Raw genomic sequence first — 15,258 nt, forward strand, 5'->3', positions numbered from 1 at the left:
AGCTGGGGCGCAGATGACAAGTATTAATACAAATACGGCGGCTATTTCAGCTTTGTCGAGCTTGCGACAAACTGATAATAGTTTGAATGGTATTCAAGACAGGATTTCGACAGGTTATCGCGTTGCAAAGGCGGCGGACAATGCTTCCTATTGGTCGATCGGAACGACCATGAAAAGCGATGATAAAGCAATGGCTGCTGTGGGTGACAGTCTGTCGATCGCCGATGCGCTGGTTGATACGGCCTACACGGGTACGAAAGCCGTTATTGGCTATGTCAATGAAATTAAAGCGCGGCTGGTGTCTGCCCGTGAACCCGGTGTTGACAGAGACAAGGTCGGCAAAGAGATCACGGAATTAAAGTCGCAGATTGTCTCGACAATCAAGTCGTCGTCATTCAATGGCCAGAACTGGCTGTATGATGGTACTTCGAACACGGGTCCGGTTACGGACAATCAATTGACTGCCGCGTTTGTGCGTGGCGCAAACAATGTGGTTGGCGTCGGCACCCTGACGGTAAAGGCTCCGATCAATGCCAGCGGCGGCGCTGGTATGTTGATCAGTGATCGTGCCGATTTCAATGGCTTGCTGACATTGCGAAAGTCTGTGTCTCAAGGCGACGGATTTGGCGGCACGACGACCAAGAACTATTTTCTGATTCGGTCGCAGGCGGGTTCTGCGGGCAACGAGGTTACGCTTTCAAACAGCACAGCGGATGTTGATGTTGACGGCATGGTCAGCGCAATCGACTATTACGCGGAAACGTTGACCGATTATGCCGCCGATCTGGGCGCGGCAAAATCCCGTATCGCCTTGCAGACAAAGTTCAATAATGATTTGCGCGATGCAGTCCATATTGGCGTGGGCAAGCTGATTGATGCTGACATGGACAGCGAGTCAGCCAAGCTTAAGGCGACCCAAACGCAAAAGCAGTTGGGCATTCAGGCACTTTCCATTGCAAACAGCGCGGGCGATTCCGTCCTGTCGCTGTTCCGCTAACCGCCTTTTGTTTGAGAAAATCAAAACGCCGCTCCCGTGAAAGAGCGGCGTTTTGATGTAAAGCAATCCGTTGACAATTGGGTTGACGCAGAAAGCCAGTTCTTTCGTCACCAAGCGGAAAAGCCGAATTTGGCTTTCCCGAGGCTCTCGTCGTCAGTGACGTGCAAAAGCCAAATCATCAAGCGGCTTTTTCGAGGTCTTTCTTCCATGTGCCTCTGGCAGCAAGGCTGTTCATTTCGGCGCGATGGGCAAAGGCGCGCTGACCGGCGGCCACATTTTCCGAGCGACCGCCCCAGGCCTTCAATGCGCTGTCTTGCAGGGCGCGGCCGTAAGAATAGGTGAGCACCCAAGGCATGTCATAATTGGCATTCATGGCTGAGAGATGGGCGCTGGCTTCTTCCGTGCTCTGGCCGCCAGACAGGAAGGCAATGCCGGGAACGGAGGAGGGGACCGTGGCTTTCAGCACCTTGACGGTCTGTTCGGCAACCTGCTCAACCGAGGCTTTGCGGGCATTCTTGCCATCAATCACCATGTTGGGCTTGAGGATCATGCCTTCGAGCTTGACGCGGGCGTCATAGAGATCTGCAAACACGGTGCGCAAAACCCATTCGGTCACTTCGGCGCATTTGGCAATGTCATGAGTGCCGGGTGCTCCATCCATCAGCACTTCAGGCTCAACGATTGGTACAATACCCGCTTCCTGACACAGGGCGGCATAATAGGCCAGCGCCTGAGAATTGGCCTTGATGGAACCCCATGTCGGCAGGCCATCGGCAATGGCAATCACACCGCGCCATTTGGCAAAGCGTGCACCGGCCTTGTAATAGGTGGCGAGCCGTTCGCGCAGACCATCGAGACCTTCCGTCAGGGTTTCCCCCGGAAAACCGGCCATTGGCTTGGCACCGATATCAACCTTGATGCCGGGAATTGCGCCTGCGGCCTTGATGATGTCCACGAACGGCGTGCCGTCGGCTGCTTTTTGAAACAGCGTTTCTTCATAGAGAATAACGCCGGAGATGCATTTTTTCATCGCCTCATCAGCGCGGAACAACATTTCGCGATAATCGCGACGGCTGGTTTCGGTGGATTCCAGCCCGATTGTGTCAAAACGCTTTTTGATTGTGGAAGTGGATTCGTCTGCTGCCAGCAGCCCCTTGCCCTCTGCCATCATCTGGACGGCGATGTCTTCAAGTCTCTCACTCATATCCATTCTCCCGAAAACGTTACTACGGAATATCGCGTAACAGAAGATTATGGCATGGGAAATGGGGGCTTAAGTCATTGAAACGATTGAAATGATTTCAATCGTTTTAAAATTCAAACTTTTTTTTAAAAAATTAGACGCGACATTTTGTTCCATGTCGCGTCCAGTTTATTTTCACCCGTCAGGCTTTCAGGCCTGCTTGGTCAAAACCGTCACACCCGGCAATTCCTTGCCTTCCATCCATTCCAGAAAGGCACCGCCTGCGGTGGAGACGTAAGAGAAGTCGTCGGCCACGCCTGCGTGGTTAAGAGCAGAGACGGTATCGCCGCCGCCAGCCACAGAGACCAGCTTGCCGTCTTCAGTGCATTGGGCAGCATGCTTGGCGGCAGAAACCGTTGCTGCGTCAAAGGGCGGAATTTCAAATGCGCCAAACGGGCCGTTCCACACCAGCGTTGCGGCCTTGGAAATCCAGTCATTGACGACAGAGACCGACTTGGGGCCAACGTCCAGCATCATGGCATCCGATGGGATTGCAGAAACATCGACGGTCTCATTGGCGGCATTGGCCTTGAACTCGCGGGCAACCACGCCATCCACCGGCAGCACAATGGTGCAGCCCGACGCTTCGGCCTTCGTCATGATCTGTCTTGCGGTGTCTGTCAGATCGTGTTCGCAGAGCGATTTGCCAACATCAATGCCCTGAGCTGCCAAAAACGTATTGGCCATGCCGCCGCCGATCACCAGTGCATCAACCTTGTTGACGAGATTCATCAACAGATCGATCTTGGACGACACTTTCGCGCCCCCCACAATGGCAACCACCGGATGGGCTGGCTCGCCAAGGCCCTTTTGAAGGGCTTCAAGTTCGGCCTGCATGGTGCGGCCAGCATAGGCAGGCAGAATATGGGCCAGACCCTCGGTTGAGGCATGGGCGCGGTGGGCGGCAGAAAAGGCGTCATTGACGTAAATATCGCCATTTTTGGCCAGCTCGTTGGTGAAGCCTGCGTCGTTCTTTTCTTCGCCCTTATGGAACCGGGTGTTTTCCAACAGCAAGATATCGCCATTGTTCATGGCGGCAACAGCGGTGGCTGCGGCCTCGCCAATGCAGTCGCTGGCGAAAGCTACGGCCTGATCCAGAACTTCTTCCACGGCAGCCACGATCTGGCTCAACGACATGTCGGCAACAACTTCGCCCTTGGGGCGGCCAAAATGGGCGAGCAAAATAACCTTTGCGCCCTTGGCCGACAGTTCCTTGATGGTGGGGGCGACACGTTCAATGCGGGTGGCATCGGTGACTTTGCCCTCGGAAACCGGAACGTTGAGGTCAACGCGCAAAAGCACGCGCTTTCCTGCGATGTCGGAGAGGTCGTCAAGTGTTTTGAAAGCAGGCATGGTCAGTTTCCCGTTTTGAAAGAGATACGGTGTTGCGAGCGGACCTTACACCGGTGACGGTGAGAGGCAAGGTTGTTGCGAGATGATCAGTTCCAGAAATCCGGAATGGTTTCGGCAAGTCTTGGACCAATGCGCAAGGGCGCAATCTTTTCGGCAAGGCCCGTGCTGTCAGAAATTTCCACACCCACGCCGCAAATGGTGGCGGGGCCGTGGGCTGCCTCAAACCGGCCTTTCGGCATTTTGGAAATAAAGCGGTTCAGCGGCTCTTCCTTTTCCATGCCGAGCGACGAATCATAGTCACCACACATGCCAGCGTCTGACATATAGGCGGTGCCGCCATTCAGAATTTGATGATCCGCTGTTGGCACATGGGTGTGGGTGCCCACCACGAAACTGGCGCGGCCATCGACAAAATGGCCAAAACACTGTTTTTCGCTGGTGGCTTCGGCGTGGAAATCGAAAATAATGGCGTCAGCCTGCTCCTTGAGCGGGCATGCGGCCAGAATAGCTTCAGCCGATTTGAAGGGGTCGTCCAGTTCGGGATGCATGAACACCCGGCCCATGATATTGGCCACCAGCACACGCGCGCCATTGCGGGCATAAAACAGGCCGGAGCCTTTGCCCGGTGTGCCTGCGGGGTAATTGGCCGGTCGCAGGAATTGGTCGTGGCGGGTGCAGAAGGTGACGGCTTCTTTTTGATCCCAAACGTGATTGCCGGTGGTGACCACATCGGCCCCGGCATTGATGGTTTCGAGATAGATATCCTCGGTGATGCCAAAGCCGCCAGCGGCATTCTCACCATTTACAATCACAAAATCCAGTTTCAGATCGGCAATCAGGCCGGGCAATTTTTCCCAGACAGTCGTTCTGCCGGTTTTGCCTACCATATCACCCAGAAAAAGCAGCCGCATTCCATCATCCAGTCAGGTCTTGAAGTTTTTATATCCACTTTCCGTCAAAATGGCATGCAAAGCGACGTCATGGGGTTCATGGGGCACATTTGCCACTTCCTGGCAGTCAAATGCAATGCCGATCAGCGTCGGATTGCAACCTTTCTCATGCAAACGGGCAATTGCCCGGTCATAGTGACCCGCACCGTAACCAATGCGATTGCCCCGGCTGTCAAAGGCAGACAGAGGGACCAGCAGAATATCGGGATCAACCACGGCGGCGTCCGGGCCGGGGCCACGGGTACCAAAGCCGGTGCTGACAAGATCCGTGCCGGGCTGCCATTGGCGGAAGCAAATGGTTTGCCGATCCAGCACCACCGGCAGGCACAGGTGCGCGCCCCTTTCGCTCAGCCTGTGCATCAGGGGTTGAAGGTCGACTTCGGAGCGGATGGGCAGAAAAGCCGCAATGATTGTGCCCGGCGAAAAGGCGATGGCGGCCTCGCCATGGGCAGCAATCTCCTTCGAAAAAGCGTGTCGCATTTCGGCCGTGAGGGCGTCTCGACGCATGAGACTGGCCTCGCGAAGAGCGGCTTTTGCGGCTTTCATGGCATTTTTCCCTATTTTTTTATGGGCATTTAGCGCTTTTCTGGTGTGTTGCAGTGCAAAATACAACACTGCATTAAGACTCTGCCGGTACTTTTTTTGATGATTGTTAGAAAACTTCTTGGGGACTCGTCATGAAGATCTTATCCCGCTTCGGTCTCGTGGGGACCTTGACCGCAGCCACATGTGTCATCTTGATCCTCTGTCTTGGTGCTGTTGCCTGGACAAGCTCATCACTGATTGAAGATAAGATAACGGCTGATGCCATCAATAGCCAGAATTCAAATCTGCGGGTTGCCGCGACGATTTTTGCGCGGGATGTGCCTGGCCTTAAAGTGAGCTGGACAGCGTCTGGCGATGTGGATCGGATAACGGCAGATAAATTGCCGAGTGAATTTAACTCTCACGAGATGATCGATTCGATTGGTCGCATGACCGGCGAAACCGCAACCTTGTTCACACTGGACCCTGCGACAAACGGCTATATCCGTCGCACGACGAATATCATCAAGCCAGATGGTGCGCGGGCCGTTGGCACGGCACTGGACCCCAAGGGCGCTGTTTTGCCCGTTATCCAGCGCGGTGAGGTGTATCGTGGCAAGGCTGTTATTCTCGGCAAGCCTTATTACACCGTTTACCAGCCGATTTTCTCCTCCACCGGCACGGTCATTGGTATCCTCTATGCCGGCGTGCGTGAGGCGGAGATTGCCAGTATCGCTGATCAATTTGCCCGCTCGATTGGCCTGACAGCAGTGATTGCTCTGATCTTGTCCATTGTCGTGATGATTGTCCTCACGCGGCGCATCATGGCTCCAATTGAGACCCTGACCGTGACGGCTGAAAACATGGCGGGGGGCGATATCAAGAGGGATGTTCCCCATCAGGATCTGAAAAACGAAATTGGTGCCATGGCGCGGGCCCTGAATGTGTTTCGCCACAATGCTCAAAGCAAGGTGTTGCTGGAACGCGAGGCCGAGGAAAACCGCGCGCTGAGCGAACAGGAAGCAGCCCAGCGCGCCGCTGAGAAGGATGCAGAAGCGGCCCGCCGTCGTGTGTGTGCCGATGCGTTGGCGCAGGCTTTGAACCGTCTCAGCACAGGTGATCTCACGGTGCGGATTGAGCAGCCGTTTACCCCTGAACTGGAACAATTGAAGGCCGACTTCAATAATTCTGTGGCCAAGTTGAGCCAGACTTTTGGCTGCCTGCGTCAGGAAGTGATGTCGGTCGAGGCCAATGGCAATGAAATGCGCAGCGCAGCGACCGAACTGGCTGGCCGCACTGAGCAGCAGGCGGCCTCCCTTGAGGAAACATCCGCAGCCTTGCAGCAGATCACCACCACCGTGCGCAGTGCCGCCGAGCGGGCGCAGGAGGCCTCAAAGCTGGCGGAAGGTGCAAAAAGCAGCACCGAAGGGTCCGCCGAGGTTGTTTCCAAGGCCGTGGACGCCATGGGCCGCATTGAGCAGGCCTCCAACGAGATTTCCAAGATCATCAATGTGATCGACGAAATCGCTTTCCAGACCAATCTGCTGGCCTTGAATGCCGGTGTTGAGGCGGCCCGCGCGGGCGAGGCGGGTAAAGGGTTTGCCGTGGTTGCGCAGGAAGTGCGTGAGCTTGCCCAGCGCTCGGCCAATGCTGCAAAGGACATCAAGGCACTGATTACCAAATCTGGCGATGAAGTGGCTGGCGGTGTGAAGCTGGTGCGCGAAACCGGCGATGCATTGGGCACCATTTCTGATCAGGTTTCCAAAATCAACGGTTTGATTGCTGAAATTGCCACATCGTCGCGTGAGCAGACCACCGGCCTTCAGGAAATCAACACAGCCGTCAATCAGATGGACCAGTTTACCCAGAAGAATGCGGCCATGGTGGAGGAAACCACAGCAGTGACCCATAAGCTGGCAGAAAGCGCCAGCGCTGCCGTTGGCCTGCTGGGTCAATTCACGGTGCCGGGCCAAAGTTTTGCTGCAACACCGGCAAAAGCACCCGGCGTGCCAAGCCAGCGGCCCATGCCCGCCCGCGCCTCAGCTCCTGTTGCGTCCAAGTCGTTGCCAGCCAGCATCAAGCCTGCGCAGCCAACGTCAAAAGCCATCAACTCGCCAGCGCGCTCCATGCTTGGCAAGCTCTCTAGCGCCTTTGGCGGCAGCGCACCGGCCAGTCCACAAGCAAATTCTGCCTCAAGTGCGAACTGGGAAGAGTTTTAAGACATCAAAAGGCCCGGATGGAAATATCCGGGCCTTCATTGATTATAGGTCCGGCTTAGCGGTTGTCGCCTTGCGCACCATTTCGGCCATATCAGCGGCTGAATCACTGCCTTTTGCCTCCAGCCCGGCAATAACGCCGTTGTAATCGGCGGCGTTGCGGTTTTGGCTTACCTTGAGCTTGCCTTCAATCGCGGTAATGCTCAGCTCAATGCCGACGATTCCGCGCATCTGGGCGGCAACAAAACTCTCTGGCGCATCCTGCACCGCCCAAGGCTTTGCTTCATCGGCCTCTTGCTGGTCAGTCAAAGCTGTTAACTGCTGAATGAGCCAGTCCGGGTCTTGATGGATGCTGGCTTTGCCGCGCACCTGCACAGTCTGGTAATTCCAGGTGGGCACGACTTTGCCGGTTTCCTGCTTTGTCGCATACCAGTTGGGGGTGATGTAATGGTGATTGCCCATAAAACTGACCAGCACCTCATCGCCAGCCTCAATGGCTTTCCATTGCGCATTGGCGCGCGCCATATGGGCTAAAAGACAGTCGGTGCCGCCTTCATTCTGGCTGCGTCGGACAATGAAGGGCAGGGGATTGGCAATCAGGCCAGCACTGCCAGCAGAGATCAGCAATCCAAGCGGATGGTGGCTGATAAAGCTGAAGAGCTCTTCCGTGTCGTTTACGCGAAAATGGGGAGGTTGATACATGGTCGTTCTCTTGCACCCGCTCGATGCGGTGTCGTGATGGCTGCTAAAAGGCCATTTTGCCCAAGCTGTGCCAAACAACAAGAAAAACAACGGATCATCAAAACAATGAATAGGTGCGATCCACACAACCGATGGATTTTGTCGATCCTGGGAGCCTACAAAGTAGGTGGGTGCCATATATCCTGACCCACGGGTCAAGACAGGGACAGCTCCCTCAAGATCGGGTATGGCCCCAGGGATTGTGTAATCCTGTCGAGAGGCGCAGATCGCTTCTGATATATAGGCGCAATTTGTGCAATGTACCAGTGGCATCAAGCCTGCGGCGGCGGATTATTTTGTGATGTATCCGCGCGGCTTACATCGTGCTTGTATGGCTGATCAGGTCGTAGGCGCTGCGGGCTTGGCCATCAGCTTTCTGGTAATGCCATTGAGCTGTTCCGTCAGCTCCATAATCGCTTTCAGCAGGGCTTCTTCGCGGTTGCTGGCCCCGGCGGATGAGTTTTCAAAGGCGCTGAGACGGCGCTTAAGGTCGGATAACTCATCCATCACCATGATACCAGCCATGACGGTGACCCGAAGATCACCGATTTCACCAAACTGGCTTTTCAGATGTCCCACATAGCGGTCAAACTGGGTGGCGAGATCAATCAGGTGCTCTTGCTGTCCCTCTTCGCAGGCCATGCGATAGGGCTTTCCATCAATGTTGACCGTGACTTGTGCCATGCCTATCCGGGTTTCTCTCAAGCTGATGCGCAGCTGGACTTTAACGGTCCAGCACCGCTCTGATGGTTTCCATGGCGGTCACCAACCGGCGGGAAACCTCACGGTTGACCTCTTCCAGCCGGTTTGCCCGAAATTGCGACTGATCAAGCTCCTGCGCCAGGCGCTCACGATCAGCATGCACGCGCCGCACCTCGTGCTCAACCTCGCTGTTGCTGCGTTGGGCCTCAAGGCGCATGTCAATGGCATTTTCCAGGCCGGAAATGGCCTGACGCAATGCACTGAGCGCGACTGCTGTTTTGTCCGTTACCATTGTCATTGCCCCGGCTTATTGAAAAAGGCTAGCCGAATCGACCCCTTGGAACACAAACTTCGTTCGGTACACTAGCCATCGGATTTGGCCGCCGTCAACAAAAGCCCGCAATTGTCGGCATTGTGGCTGTGGACGGAGCCGCGTCTTGTGTTCGCCCGGTTTGCTTCAACCTTAGACTCTGTTCAAATTTAAGGCAGAAATAGAAATATTGTCATCAATACAGCCAAGATTTGACCGATTTTATTGACTTGCCTGTCCCAACTGATAAGGATCAGCCGCTTTCTGACGTTCGCCGGGACGGCGGCGTCCATCGAGACCCGGAACAGGCGGAACACTCATGATTTCTCCCGAACAACACAACCGGATGGCCAATGCGATCCGCTTTTTGTCTATGGATGCGGTTGAAAAGGCCAATTCTGGTCATCCCGGCATGCCGATGGGCATGGCCGATGTTGCCACCGTCCTCTTTACACGCTTTTTGAAATTCGACCCCAAAGCTCCAAAGTGGGCCAACCGCGACCGGTTTGTGCTCTCGGCAGGCCATGGTTCGATGCTGTTGTATTCGCTGCTCTATTTGACCGGCTATGAAGACATCACCATCGATGACATCAAGAATTTCCGCCAGATCGGCGCAAAAACCGCTGGTCACCCCGAATACGGCCATATCGAAGGCATTGAAACCACCACTGGCCCGCTCGGTCAGGGCATTGCCAATGCTGTGGGTATGGCGATTGCCGAAAAGAAGCTTGCTGCTGATTTCGGTGCCACTTTGATGAACCACCACACCTATGTCATCGCTGGCGACGGCTGCCTGATGGAAGGGATCAGCCAGGAAGCCATTTCGCTGGCAGGCCACCTCAAGCTGAACAAGCTGATCGTGCTGTGGGATGACAACGGCATTTCCATCGATGGCGCGATCTCGCTGGCCGACAGCACCGATCAACACGCCCGTTTCCGCGCCTCCGGCTGGGAAACCATGGCGGTTGACGGTCATGATCAGGAAGCGGTTGCGGCCGCGATTGCCGCCGCCCATACGTCCGAGAAGCCGACCATGATTGCCTGCAAAACCGTGATCGGTTTTGGCTCGCCCAACAAGGCTGGCACCCACAAGGTTCATGGCTCGCCGCTTGGTGCCGATGAAATTGCCGCCACCCGCAAGGCGCTTGGCTGGGCAGAAGAAGCCTTTGTTGTGCCCTCTGACGTGCTGGATGCCTGGCGCGAAGCCGGCAGTCGTGGTGCAAGCGCCCATGCCGAATGGACACAGCTTCTCGATGCTTCGCCAAAGAAGGGCGAATTCCTGCGCCGTTTTGAAGGCAAGCTGCCTGAGGGCTTTGATGCGGCGATTGATGCCTACAAGAAGAAGCTGGCAGACACAAAGCCTGTTCTGGCCACCCGCAAGTCCTCAGAGGATGCGCTGGAGGTCATCAATGGCGTCGTGCTGGAAACCTTGGGCGGCTCTGCCGACCTGACTGGCTCCAACAACACCAAGACCAGCCAGACGGCCTCCATCACGCCGCATGATTTCACCGGCCGCTATGTCCATTGGGGCATTCGCGAGCACGGCATGGCAGCAGCCATGAACGGCATTGCGTTGCACGGTGGTCTGATCCCTTACTCTGGCGGCTTTTTGATCTTCTCGGATTATTGCCGTCCGTCGATCCGTCTGGCCTCCCTGATGGGCATTCGTGTCATTCACGTTTTGACCCATGATTCGATTGGTCTGGGCGAAGATGGCCCGACCCACCAGCCGGTGGAGCAGATGGCCGCCCTGCGCGCCATTCCAAACCTGATGATGTTCCGCCCTGCGGACGCCACAGAAGTTGCCGAATGCTGGCAGATTGCCCTGACCCATCAGGACCGTCCATCGGGCCTGGCGCTGACCCGTCAGAATCTGATCGCCGCCCGCACCGAATATTCGGCAGAAAACCTCTCCGCCAAGGGTGCCTATGAGCTTTTGGGTGCAGATGATGCCAAGGTATCGATCTTTGCCACCGGCTCTGAAGTGGAGCTGGCGATTAAGGCGCGCGAGGTTCTCACCTCCAAGGGGATTGCGACCCGTGTTGTGTCGGTGCCATGCTTTGAGCTGTTCTTTGAGCAACCAGAAGAATACCGTGCGGCGGTGATTGGCAATGCTCCGGTCAAGATTGGTGTTGAAGCGGCAATCCGTCAGGGCTGGGATGAGATCATTGGATCTGACGGCACCTTTATCGGCATGTCCTCTTTTGGTGCTTCCGGCCCTTACAAGGAGCTGTACAAGCACTTTGGCATTACGGTTGAAGCGGTTGTGGAAGCTGCCGAAGCCAAGCTGGCCTGAGACTCGAGTGGTCTGAGATCCAAGCCTGATAAAAACCATTGCCCCGGACGAAATTGTGATCCGGGGCCGATTTGAGAAGCGGGAGTTACTGTAATGACTGTAAAAGTAGCCATTAACGGCTTTGGTCGTATCGGTCGCAATGTACTGCGCGGTATCATCGAGTCTGGCCGCACCGACATTGAAGTCGTGGCGATCAACGATCTTGGCCCGGTTGAAACCAACGCGCACCTGCTGCGCTACGACAGCGTTCACGGCCGTTTCCCGGCAACCGTTGCCGTTGAAGGCGACAGCATTGTCATCAATGGCGGCAAGCCAATCAAGGTGACAGCGGTTCGCGATCCCAAGGATCTGCCATGGGCTGGCGTTGACATTGCCATGGAATGCACCGGCATTTTCACCTCCAAGGAAAAGGCATCGCTGCATCTTTCCAACGGTTCCAAGCGCGTTCTGGTGTCGGCTCCGGCTGACGGTGCCGACAAGACCATCGTTTACGGTGTGAACCACGGCACGCTGACCAAGGATGATCTGGTTGTTTCCAACGCATCCTGCACGACCAACTGCCTGGCTCCGGTTGCCTATGTCCTGCAAAAGGCATTCGGCATCGAAAAGGGCTACATGACCACGATCCACTCTTACACCGGCGACCAGCCAACGCTGGACACCATGCATAAGGATTTGCATCGCGCTCGTGCCGCAGCGCTTTCGATGATCCCAACCTCCACCGGCGCTGCCAAGGCTGTTGGTCTGGTTCTGCCAGAATTGAAGGGCAAGCTGGATGGTTCTGCTATCCGCGTTCCAACCCCGAATGTCTCTGTTGTCGATCTGAAATTCGTGCCTTCGCGCAATGTTACGGCTGAAGAAGTCAACGCTGCTGTCAAGGCTGCGGCTGAAGGCGAGCTGAAGGGCATTTTGGCCTATACCGAAGAGCCGCTGGTATCGATCGACTTCAACCACGACAGCCATTCGTCGAGCTTCTCTGGCGATCAGACCAAGGTTATGGACGGCAACTTCGTTCGTATCCTGACCTGGTATGACAACGAATGGGGCTTCTCCAACCGTATGGCTGATACGGCTGTTGCCATGGGCAAGCTGATCTAATCTTCTATTCTGTGGATTTATCTGAAAGGCAGATCGGGAAACCGGTCTGCCTTTTTCATTTTGTAATTTTGCCCTACTCTGATCATGATTATTCTTGATGATCGATCTTGGCAATTCTGCCCTTGTTCTTCGCTCGGTTGTGTTGGCGCTGTATTGCTGTGGTCGCAAAACTGTGGCGCGGCGCTGTCGCGTTTGGAATGAAACGTGACGCATCGCGGTGGTCGGGAATATGTTATGGCTTTTTTTGAAATTAATGCAGAAATTTAAGAGTGTTAGAGCATTTCTTAGCATTAGGATATAAGAGGGTCTGCAAAGGGCTTTTGGTGTGCGGCAGGAGTAGGGGGTAAAGAGGTTGGAACACTTTTATATTGTCACGCTGGTTTTGACCGCGCTGATTTTATTTGCTGCTTTTTCCAGCCTGATTGCTTTTCGCTTTGGCGCGCCTTTGCTGCTTCTGTTTCTGGTCATCGGCCTTTTGGCAGGTGTGGATGGCCTTGGCATTCACTTCGACAATCATTCGGTGGCCTACACCATTGGCTCGCTGGCTCTTGCGGTTATTCTGTTTGATTCCGGCTATACCACGTCTTTGCAATCGTTTCGTCAGGCCGCGGCACCTTCCATCACCATGGCCACGCTTGGCGTTGTGCTCACCACCTTGATTTTCGGTTTGATGGCCAGTTGGGCGCTGAATTTGAAGTTGCTGGAAGGCCTGCTGCTGGGCTCAATTGTGGCATCCACCGATGCAGCGGCGGTGTTTTTTCTGCTTCGTGTCGGCGGCGTCAATATTCGCGACAAGGTGCGATCAACGCTGGAAGTTGAATCGGGCACCAACGATCCCATGGCCATCTTCCTCACCATGGCGCTGGTGGAGATGGTTTCGGCGGGCAAGGATCACACCAGTCTCGATTGGAGCGTGCTGCGCCTGTTTGTCGAGCAGATGGGCATGGGCCTGGCGCTTGGGCTGATTGGCGGCGCATTGATTGTGCTGATCGTCAAAAAAATCCCGATTGATCGGGGCCTTTTGCCCATTATTGTGCTGGCCCTGTCCATGGTGGTGTTTTCTTACACCGGCGTGATTGGTGGCAGTGGCTTTCTGGCCGTGTATGTGGCGGGTATTTATGCCGGCAATCGGAATATGCCGGGCAAAGCGGCCATCGCGCGCTTTCAGGAGGGCATGACCTGGCTTGCGCAGATCATCATGTTTCTGGTGCTTGGCCTGTTGGCGACACCTTCGCATTTTCTCAAGATTCTGCTGCCAGCGATGTTTCTTGGGCTGTTTTTGGTGTTTATCGCCCGTCCCATGGCGGTCTGGCTCTGCCTGATACCCTTTGATTATACCCGGCAGGAAAAGCGGTTTATTTCCTGGGTCGGTTTGCGCGGCGCGGTATCCATTTTGCTGGGTATCCTGCCGATCCTTGGTTCGCTCAAGGGCGGTGAAGTCTATTTCAACACGGCGTTCATTGTCGTGATGATTTCGCTGGTGTTGCAAGGCTGGACCATCAAGCCCATGGCCAAACGGCTGGGTCTGATTATTCCACCGCGAATCGGTGCGATTGACAAGGTGGAACTTGATCTGCCGGGTGCCGCCAACCACGAATTGCTGTCCTATCGCGTCGTTGCTGATAGTCCGGTGCTGAGTGGTGCGCGCATTCCGCGCTGGGCCATGCCATCACTGGTGATTCGCGACGGCAAATCCATGCGCTACCAATATGCGGGCCGCCTTCGTGAAAATGATCAGGTCTATCTGTTCATTGCGCCCGGCTATTCGCGGCTTCTCGACCGGTTGTTTGCCAGCAAGGCTCCGGTGCATGACGATGACAGCGAATTTTTTGGCACATTCACCATCTCGCCCACCCGTCCCCTGGCCGAGGTGGATGCGGCCTATGGGCCGGGATTGTTTTCTGAGAGCGACAAGGCCAAGACGCTGGGCGAATATATGAATGCCAAGCTTGGTGGTGTCGCAGAATATGCCGATCGTGTGCGTCTTGGTCATATCATCCTGATCGTGCGCGATCTTGATGAGCATGGCCATATTGCATCGGTGGGTGTTTCGATGGAGGCTGTTGATCCAACCGATAATTCACCGCCATTCCTCAGCCTGCGTGGCATGGCAAAATGGCTGATTGGCCTTCGTTATCGCTGGCATAACGGTAGGGCGGCCTGAACCGGCCTCTGCGGCAGCGCGCGTCTGCCGCACAGAAGTTTTAAGGGGTGGCATGGTAATCGGGTTCAGGCAAAGTTGAGATGACGATGCACGCCGACATCCGGCATTTTGCTTTCATCATAATTGGCCTTGGCAATTTCCCAGCCAAATTTCAGCGGATTGCCGGTTGAGGCCCAGATTTCGGCATCATCGACATGCATGGCCAGCATGGTAAGCAATGGATCATTCTTGCCGCCCTCATACCAGGCTTCAACGATAGAGCTCCAGTGCTCATCAATTTTGGCTTCGTCCTTGCGCAACTCGATCACACCAGACAGGCAGGCGTGGTAATCATGGTGCTTGCCAATCACGCAAAAATGCGCCCGGCTGCCGGGGCGGATGGCCTTGGCCAGCTCGGAATCTGTCTTGGTAAAAAACCAGATCGTGTTGGTCTTTGGGTCGCTGTAGGGAGCCATGGGCTGCATGTGTTTGCTGGAGCCTTCCAGGCCAAGCATGCCAGCATGAACCGCGTCGATCTCTTTCCAAAGCTGATTGGCAGGCGCTTCGTTCGCTTGGTCGATATTGGCCATGATCTGTCCTTTCGTTTTCTCTGAAATTCATGGGACTAACGGTGGACAGCAGCTATTGTTCCACTCCAGATCCATGCCGTGAACAGGTTGGGAC

13 protein-coding genes and 1 other RNA gene are annotated in these 15,258 nt (G+C 55.2%); 5 read left to right on the forward strand and 9 right to left on the reverse strand.

The genetic code is table 11. From position 1 onward, the window contains the following. Positions 1-13: 13 nt before the first annotated feature. A complete protein-coding gene (locus tag E6C51_RS00110) occupies positions 14-997 on the forward strand; it encodes a flagellin N-terminal helical domain-containing protein (RefSeq protein WP_146932832.1) in 984 nt (327 codons plus the stop codon). Positions 998-1,175: 178 nt separating this feature from the next. Here E6C51_RS00110 and E6C51_RS00115 read toward each other — a convergent pair whose 3' ends face one another. The 4 genes from E6C51_RS00115 to E6C51_RS00130 all read right to left on the reverse strand — a co-directional run bounded on the left by E6C51_RS00115 (position 1,176) and on the right by E6C51_RS00130 (position 5,089). Then, complete coding sequence (locus E6C51_RS00115; RefSeq protein ID WP_190234623.1) at positions 1,176-2,201, reverse strand: class I fructose-bisphosphate aldolase; 1,026 nt, start codon at positions 2,199-2,201, stop codon at positions 1,176-1,178. A 189-nt stretch (positions 2,202-2,390) separates the two neighbouring features. After that, positions 2,391-3,593, reverse strand: a complete 1,203-nt coding sequence (locus E6C51_RS00120) for a phosphoglycerate kinase (protein ID WP_190234624.1) — start codon at positions 3,591-3,593, stop codon at positions 2,391-2,393. 86 nt (positions 3,594-3,679) lie between these two features. Further along, positions 3,680-4,504: a TIGR00282 family metallophosphoesterase gene (locus E6C51_RS00125; RefSeq protein ID WP_190234625.1), complete on the reverse strand. Its 825-nt coding sequence runs from the start codon at positions 4,502-4,504 to the stop codon at positions 3,680-3,682. A 12-nt stretch (positions 4,505-4,516) separates the two neighbouring features. Then, positions 4,517-5,089, reverse strand: a complete 573-nt coding sequence (locus E6C51_RS00130) for a 5-formyltetrahydrofolate cyclo-ligase (RefSeq protein WP_190234626.1) — start codon at positions 5,087-5,089, stop codon at positions 4,517-4,519. A gap of 131 nt (positions 5,090-5,220) precedes the next feature. Between E6C51_RS00130 and E6C51_RS00135 the strand changes: the two genes are divergently transcribed. Continuing rightward, positions 5,221-7,287: a methyl-accepting chemotaxis protein gene (locus E6C51_RS00135; RefSeq protein ID WP_190234627.1), complete on the forward strand. Its 2,067-nt coding sequence runs from the start codon at positions 5,221-5,223 to the stop codon at positions 7,285-7,287. A 42-nt stretch (positions 7,288-7,329) separates the two neighbouring features. On the opposite strand, the gene E6C51_RS00140 is transcribed toward E6C51_RS00135, so the two are convergent. From E6C51_RS00140 to E6C51_RS00155, 4 genes are all read right to left on the reverse strand, one after another. Beyond that, positions 7,330-7,986 carry an FMN-binding negative transcriptional regulator gene (locus E6C51_RS00140; RefSeq protein WP_190234628.1) on the reverse strand — a complete coding sequence of 219 codons (657 nt, stop codon included), beginning with the start codon at positions 7,984-7,986 and terminating at the stop codon, positions 7,330-7,332. 113 nt (positions 7,987-8,099) lie between these two features. Next, positions 8,100-8,257: non-coding RNA, 6S RNA (gene ssrS, locus E6C51_RS00145), on the reverse strand. A gap of 107 nt (positions 8,258-8,364) precedes the next feature. Beyond that, positions 8,365-8,709 carry a cell division protein ZapA gene (locus E6C51_RS00150; protein ID WP_146932842.1) on the reverse strand — a complete coding sequence of 115 codons (345 nt, stop codon included), beginning with the start codon at positions 8,707-8,709 and terminating at the stop codon, positions 8,365-8,367. Positions 8,710-8,749: 40 nt separating this feature from the next. Continuing rightward, entirely contained in the window at positions 8,750-9,019 is a 270-nt protein-coding gene (locus E6C51_RS00155) for a DUF4164 domain-containing protein (protein WP_146932844.1), read from the reverse strand. Between the two features lie 337 nt (positions 9,020-9,356). On the opposite strand from E6C51_RS00155, the gene tkt reads away from it, so the two are divergent. The 3 genes from tkt (at position 9,357) to E6C51_RS00170 (ending at position 14,595) form a co-directional block, all read left to right on the forward strand. Further along, positions 9,357-11,333 carry a transketolase gene (gene tkt / locus E6C51_RS00160; protein ID WP_190234629.1) on the forward strand — a complete coding sequence of 659 codons (1,977 nt, stop codon included), beginning with the start codon at positions 9,357-9,359 and terminating at the stop codon, positions 11,331-11,333. A gap of 93 nt (positions 11,334-11,426) precedes the next feature. After that, a complete protein-coding gene (gap, locus tag E6C51_RS00165; protein WP_146932848.1) occupies positions 11,427-12,431 on the forward strand; it encodes a type I glyceraldehyde-3-phosphate dehydrogenase in 1,005 nt (334 codons plus the stop codon). A 352-nt stretch (positions 12,432-12,783) separates the two neighbouring features. Beyond that, complete coding sequence (locus E6C51_RS00170; RefSeq protein WP_146932850.1) at positions 12,784-14,595, forward strand: potassium/proton antiporter; 1,812 nt, start codon at positions 12,784-12,786, stop codon at positions 14,593-14,595. A gap of 65 nt (positions 14,596-14,660) precedes the next feature. Here the strand turns inward: E6C51_RS00170 and E6C51_RS00175 are convergent, their stop codons facing one another. Beyond that, entirely contained in the window at positions 14,661-15,164 is a 504-nt protein-coding gene (locus E6C51_RS00175) for a pyridoxamine 5'-phosphate oxidase family protein (RefSeq protein ID WP_190234630.1), read from the reverse strand. Positions 15,165-15,258 lie beyond the last annotated feature (94 nt).

The sequence above is a fragment of the Gillisella terrae genome, assembly GCF_004801395.1.
GTDB lineage: Bacteria > Pseudomonadota > Alphaproteobacteria > Rhizobiales > Rhizobiaceae > Allorhizobium > Allorhizobium terrae.

What these genes read in the sequence shown, in the direction of transcription:
- E6C51_RS00135 (WP_190234627.1), top strand. Translation starts at nt 5,221, where the DNA reads ATGAAGATCTTATCCCGCTTCGGTCTCGTGGGGACCTTGACCGCAGCC.
- gap (WP_146932848.1), top strand. Translation starts at nt 11,427, where the DNA reads ATGACTGTAAAAGTAGCCATTAACGGCTTTGGTCGTATCGGTCGCAAT.
- E6C51_RS00155 (WP_146932844.1), bottom strand. Translation starts at nt 9,019, where the DNA reads ATGGTAACGGACAAAACAGCAGTCGCGCTCAGTGCATTGCGTCAGGCC.
- E6C51_RS00125 (WP_190234625.1), bottom strand. Translation starts at nt 4,504, where the DNA reads ATGCGGCTGCTTTTTCTGGGTGATATGGTAGGCAAAACCGGCAGAACG.
- E6C51_RS00130 (WP_190234626.1), bottom strand. Translation starts at nt 5,089, where the DNA reads ATGAAAGCCGCAAAAGCCGCTCTTCGCGAGGCCAGTCTCATGCGTCGA.
- E6C51_RS00110 (WP_146932832.1), top strand. Translation starts at nt 14, where the DNA reads ATGACAAGTATTAATACAAATACGGCGGCTATTTCAGCTTTGTCGAGC.
- E6C51_RS00120 (WP_190234624.1), bottom strand. Translation starts at nt 3,593, where the DNA reads ATGCCTGCTTTCAAAACACTTGACGACCTCTCCGACATCGCAGGAAAG.
- E6C51_RS00115 (WP_190234623.1), bottom strand. Translation starts at nt 2,201, where the DNA reads ATGAGTGAGAGACTTGAAGACATCGCCGTCCAGATGATGGCAGAGGGC.
- E6C51_RS00175 (WP_190234630.1), bottom strand. Translation starts at nt 15,164, where the DNA reads ATGGCCAATATCGACCAAGCGAACGAAGCGCCTGCCAATCAGCTTTGG.
- tkt (WP_190234629.1), top strand. Translation starts at nt 9,357, where the DNA reads ATGATTTCTCCCGAACAACACAACCGGATGGCCAATGCGATCCGCTTT.
- E6C51_RS00140 (WP_190234628.1), bottom strand. Translation starts at nt 7,986, where the DNA reads ATGTATCAACCTCCCCATTTTCGCGTAAACGACACGGAAGAGCTCTTC.
- E6C51_RS00150 (WP_146932842.1), bottom strand. Translation starts at nt 8,709, where the DNA reads ATGGCACAAGTCACGGTCAACATTGATGGAAAGCCCTATCGCATGGCC.